Annotated in this window: 5 protein-coding genes and 1 pseudogene; all 6 read left to right on the forward strand. The window is 53.7% G+C overall.

Annotated features, from left to right (window positions below; all coding sequences use genetic code 11):
• Positions 1–1,073 (forward strand): adenosylhomocysteinase (locus tag CPT76_RS22450; protein WP_105444519.1); only part of this gene is annotated, 1,073 nt, incomplete at its 5' end.
• A 215-nt stretch (positions 1,074–1,288) separates the two neighbouring features.
• A pseudogene (gene mraZ, locus CPT76_RS22455) lies at positions 1,289–1,725 on the forward strand (division/cell wall cluster transcriptional repressor MraZ).
• A gap of 20 nt (positions 1,726–1,745) precedes the next feature.
• The gene (rsmH, locus tag CPT76_RS22460) at positions 1,746–2,696 is read left to right on the forward strand and encodes a 16S rRNA (cytosine(1402)-N(4))-methyltransferase RsmH (RefSeq protein ID WP_105444520.1); all 951 of its coding nucleotides are present in this window, start codon (positions 1,746–1,748) and stop codon (positions 2,694–2,696) included.
• Positions 2,697–2,782: 86 nt separating this feature from the next.
• Positions 2,783–3,199 (forward strand): hypothetical protein, encoded by a 417-nt coding sequence (locus tag CPT76_RS22465; RefSeq protein WP_076169846.1) that lies wholly within the window; start codon positions 2,783–2,785, stop codon positions 3,197–3,199.
• A gap of 18 nt (positions 3,200–3,217) precedes the next feature.
• Complete coding sequence (locus CPT76_RS40325) at positions 3,218–3,619, forward strand: penicillin-binding protein 2 (protein WP_258168739.1); 402 nt, start codon at positions 3,218–3,220, stop codon at positions 3,617–3,619.
• Between the two features lie 68 nt (positions 3,620–3,687).
• Positions 3,688–5,172: penicillin-binding transpeptidase domain-containing protein (locus CPT76_RS22470; RefSeq protein ID WP_258168740.1), on the forward strand; the 1,485-nt coding region annotated here is incomplete at its 3' end.

Consider the following 5,172-nt stretch of genomic DNA (forward strand, 5'->3'; position numbering starts at 1 on the left):
AAGTGGTAAAGGCCGGCGGTGCGGAAGTAACGATCACAGGCAGCAACCCGTTGTCCACACAGGATGATGTCTGTGCGGCGCTTGTGGAAGACGGTGTGACCGTGCTGGCCAAATACAATCCGGATCCGGTGGAGTACAAGGAATTTCTGATCCGGGCGCTGGAGACCAAACCCGACCTCATTATCGATGACGGTGGAGACCTGGTGACGATCCTTCACTCGGAACGGCCGGACCTGCTGGAGACGATCCGCGGGGGAGCGGAAGAGACGACGACTGGTATTATTCGCTTGAAGGCTTTGGAAAAAGACGGGCTGCTGAAGTTCCCGATGGTGGCCGTTAATGACGCTTACTGCAAGTATTTATTCGATAACCGCTACGGTACGGGACAATCGGTGTTCGATGCGATCAACCGTACGACAAACCTCGTCGTAGCGGGCAAAACCGTTGTCGTTGTAGGCTACGGATGGTGCGGCAAAGGCGTAGCGATGCGGGCCAAGGGACTCGGCGCCAAAGTCATCGTGACGGAAGTCAATGCAATCCGTGCGGTGGAAGCTCATATGGACGGCTTTGAAGTAATGCCGATGCTGGAAGCCGCGAAGCACGGCGATTTCTTCGTGACCGTGACGGGCAACCGGGACGTCATCACCGGTGAGCATTACGACGTGATGAAGGACGGGGCGATCCTGTCGAACGCCGGCCACTTCGATGTCGAAGTCAACAAACCGGAACTGGCGGCACGAGCCGAGTCGATACGCACCGTGCGCCGTAACATCGAAGAATACAAGCTGACGGACGGCCGCAAAATCTACCTTCTGGCCGAAGGCCGCCTTGTCAATCTTGGGGCGGGAGACGGGCATCCGGCGGAAATTATGGATATGACGTTCGCCCTCCAGGCGATGTCTCTGAAGTACGTGAATGACAACTATCAAAACCTGGGTGCTCAGGTGCTGAACGTGCCGCTCGAAATCGACGAGCAGGTCGCACGCCATAAATTGGCAAGCCTGGGGATTCAGACCGACCGGCTGAGCCAGGAGCAGATCCGGTATTTGGACAGCTGGTCCACCCACGAATAATCGGTAAATTGTGGTTATCCACATGTGGAAAACCCCCTTGATTCTTCGCGAATCAGGGGGTTTTTGCTGTTTTTCCGCGCAGGGCGGGGCTGGAATTATCCACAAAAAAACATGTGGATAAGGCAGGATTTTGATTTTATCCGGCGAATCTAGTATCCTTAAGTGGTGGAAAGTGGTGCAAAGTGGGGATTTGGGGTTAAAGGGGTGAGTGAACGGTGTTTATGGGGGAATATCAACACAGCTTAGACGATAAAGGCCGCGTCACCATCCCTGCCAAATTCCGCGAGCTGCTTGGCTCCTCCTTTGTGGTCACCCGGGGCTTGGACCAATGCCTATTTGTATATCCTATGAATGAATGGCAAATTTTGGAGCAAAAGCTCAAGTCACTGTCCCTGATGAAATCCGACGCGCGTGCGTTTACCCGGTTTTTTTCTCGGGTGCAACGGAATGCGAGTGGGATAAACAGGGAAGGGTAAATTTACCGGGGAATCTCCGCCAATACGCAAAGCTGGAGAAAGAATGCGTCGTGCTCGGCGTATCGAACCGGGTGGAGATTTGGAGCAAGGATACTTGGGAGGAATACTTCCAGCAATCCGAAGAGACGTTTAACGATATTGCTGAGAAGCTGGTTGATTTGAATTTTGATTTGTAGAGAGTTTGGAGGGCTGCAGCTTGTTTCATCACATCACGGTGCTTAAAGAAGAAGCGACAGAAGGGCTGCGCGTGAAGAGAGACGGCATATATGTCGATTGCACGCTTGGGGGTGCGGGGCACAGTTCCCTGATCGCGTCCAAGCTGGGGGAATACGGCAGGCTGATCGCGTTGGACCAGGATGACTGGGCGCTCGATAACGCAAAGGAAAGGCTGGCTCCGTACGCAGACCGCGTATCCCTGGTCAAGACGAATTTCCGGCATCTGGAGGAAACCCTCCGGGAGCTGGCTGTTCCGAGCAAGGACGGCATCCCGCAGGTGGACGGCATTTTGTTCGATCTGGGCGTGTCATCTCCCCAGTTTGACGAAGGGGACCGGGGATTCAGCTACAATTACGATGCGCCGCTCGATATGCGGATGGATCAGTCGGCGTCCTTGACGGCTGCCGAAATTGTAAACGAATGGCCTGAGCAGGAAATTGCCCGAATTTTGTTCCAATACGGGGAAGAAAAGTTCTCAAGACGGATTGCCAGAGTGATCAGCGAGCGCAGAGCGCAGAAAGCCATTCAAACAACGGGCGAGTTGGTCGATATTATTAAAGAAGGCATTCCGGCGGCAGCGCGGAGAACAGGCGGCCATCCGGCCAAACGAAGCTTCCAGGCCCTTCGGATCGCGGTGAACGACGAGCTTGGCGCTTTTGAAGAAGCGCTGCATCAAGCAGTGCGCTGTCTTGCTCCCGGCGGAAGGGTATCGGTGATTACGTTCCATTCGCTGGAGGACCGGATATGCAAGCAAATTTTGAACAGCTACGTAGGCAAATGCACCTGCCCGCCGGACTTTCCGATGTGCGTGTGCGGCGGGAAGGGTGAAATGAAACTGGTCAACCGCAAGCCGATCGTGCCGGGTGAAGAAGAACTTGCACAGAACCCGCGAGCGCGTTCAGCCAAGCTGAGAGTTGCTGAGAAAATATAACCTAACGCATCTGACACACGATTCATATTTTTGAAGGCAAGGACTCATGTTCAGGGCGTAGAGACTAAGACAAAGGGGAATCAGACATGGCCTATACGCGTGGTAACCTGGCAGTTAAGGAGAAGGTCGCTGAACGAACGTCTCCCGGGTACCGGGAGAAGACGAAAGTCGTTACTCACCGTACATATCTGCCGATCAAGGAAAAGCTGCTCTATTTGCTGACGGTTGGAATATGCGTCATGGTGGCGAGCCTGATCATCTGGCAGAACGCCAACATTTACGACCTGAACAAGCAGGGGCAGAAGGTCGACAAGAACATTAAGAACATGAACGTGACTATTAAAGAGCTTAAGGCGGAGAAGCAGCGCCTTGAGGTCGGGATCCGTGAGAAGGCAATCCAGCTTGGTTACCAAGAACCGGGCAAGGAGGCGCTTACCGTTCCGCGTTCCAATACGACAAGTACGGATAACGCCGGAACAGGGTCGGAAACGGCAAAAAAATAGAGCTTGTGAGGGTTGAGCATGGTAAAAAGAATAAAACTTCGCACACTGCTCCTAGGAGGATTCATCACCCTCCTTTTTGTTGTTCTGTTGATTCGGGTATTTGCACTACAGGTAGTCAATGGGGATGATTGGCACGACCGTGCCGTAGCCCAGTGGACGAAGAAGGTACCGATTCCGGCATCCCGCGGCACGATTACGGACCGCAACGGCGATATTCTGGCATCCGACGTCCCGGCCTATACCGTTATCGTCAATCCGGCCGTTATCCACGAGAACGGGCTGGAGAACGAAATCATCGAAGGGCTGCACAAGATTTTAGGCAAGGATGAAAGCGAGCTTAAGGAACTTGTAAACGCCAAAGACAAGGACGGGGAATACCTTACCAACCGGGAGGTCCGGAACGAAGGGTGGAAAAATTGACGAAACGAAGAAGGCCCAGATCGTAGATCTCAACAAAGAGTTGAAGGCACAGCTTAAAAAGAAAAAAGGTGCTTGAAACCGGGCTGGATATGATCAAGGAGCAGAAACGCTATTATCCGAAGGGGACGCTTGCGGCTCATATTTTGGGTTACACGAACCGGGATGGTGAGGCTGTCGCCGGACTTGAGGCAAGTCTAGATGATTACCTCAAAGGCACCTCAGGACTCATGAAATACGAAAGCGACCGGCAAGGAGACCAGCTTCCCGAAGCGAATATGGTGTACAAGCCGGCTGTCAATGGTAAAAATTTAAAGCTGACGATCGACGACACGATCCAGTATTATATCGAAGACGCGATGAAAGAGACGTACGAAAAGTACCAACCGATCAGCATGACGGTCATTGCTGCCGATCCGAAGACGATGGATATACTCGGGATGGCCAACCTGCCGACATTCAACCCGAATACGTACTGGAACACGAAGGACCAGAAAGACTTCTTCAACTATGCCGTCAAAGCTACGTATGAGCCGGGTTCCACGTTCAAAATCGTAACGCTGGCAGGTGCGGTGCAGGAAAAGCTTTTTAATCCAAATGCGATCTACCAGTCCGGACAAATCCAGGTCAAAGGGACTCATACGTACCTTCATGATATCAATCGTTATGGTTGGGGACCAATCACGTTCCTTGAGGGCGTGAAGCGTTCCAGTAACGTCGCTTTCGTTAAGCTGGGATCGGAAATGCTCGGGAAAGACCGCCTGCTGAAATATATCAAGGATTTTGGCTTCGGTCAGAAGACTGGCATTGAACTGCCAGGCGAAGTCTCCACCACGATCAATCTTCCGGGTCCGGTCGAGGTGGCGACCGCGTCCTACGGACACGGCGTATCCGTGACGCCGATCCAGCAGCTGGCGGCGATCAGTGCGGTGGCGAACGGCGGAAAGCTGCTAACACCTCATATCATTAAAGAAATCACGGATCCGGATACCGGTAAGGTTATCAAATCCACCAAGACCGACGTCGTACGGCAGGTCATTTCCCCGGAAGCCGCTAAAGAAACGAGCAGCTACCTGGAACAGGTCGTCGCGGACCAGGTAAAAGGTACCGGGCGCAACGCCTACATCGACGGATACCGGGTGGCCGGTAAAACCGGAACCGCGGTCAAATACGGCTCCGACGGCAAACCGGATTACTCAAAGTCCGTCGTCTCCTTTGTCGGTTTTGCTCCGGTGAACGATCCGAAGATCGCCCTTATTGTCATTGTGGACCAGCCGAATGACCCTGATGTCGGCGGCGGCACGGTGGCGGCGCCGATCTTTAAGAAAATCGTGTCCCAAGCCTTGCCGTATATGGGCGTGCCGAAGGCGAACACCAAAAAAACGTCCGACGGCAAAACGACGGCAGAACGCTCACCGGCTCCGACGCTCACGAAGCTGGCCGTGAAGGACGCGAAACAGAAGCTGCTGAACGCAGGCATCGACTTCGAGACGATCGGCAAGGGCACCTCGGTCATCCGGCAGTTCCCGGCAGCGGGAACGCCGATGAGCCCGGGG

This window comes from Paenibacillus sp. AR247, assembly GCF_002968895.1.
GTDB lineage: Bacteria > Bacillota > Bacilli > Paenibacillales > Paenibacillaceae > Paenibacillus_AQ > Paenibacillus_AQ favisporus.

Excerpts from the sequence above, each read along its gene's own strand:
- CPT76_RS40325 (WP_258168739.1), top strand. The coding sequence starts at position 3,218 with ATGGTAAAAAGAATAAAACTTCGCACACTGCTCCTAGGAGGATTCATC.
- CPT76_RS22465 (WP_076169846.1), top strand. The coding sequence starts at position 2,783 with ATGGCCTATACGCGTGGTAACCTGGCAGTTAAGGAGAAGGTCGCTGAA.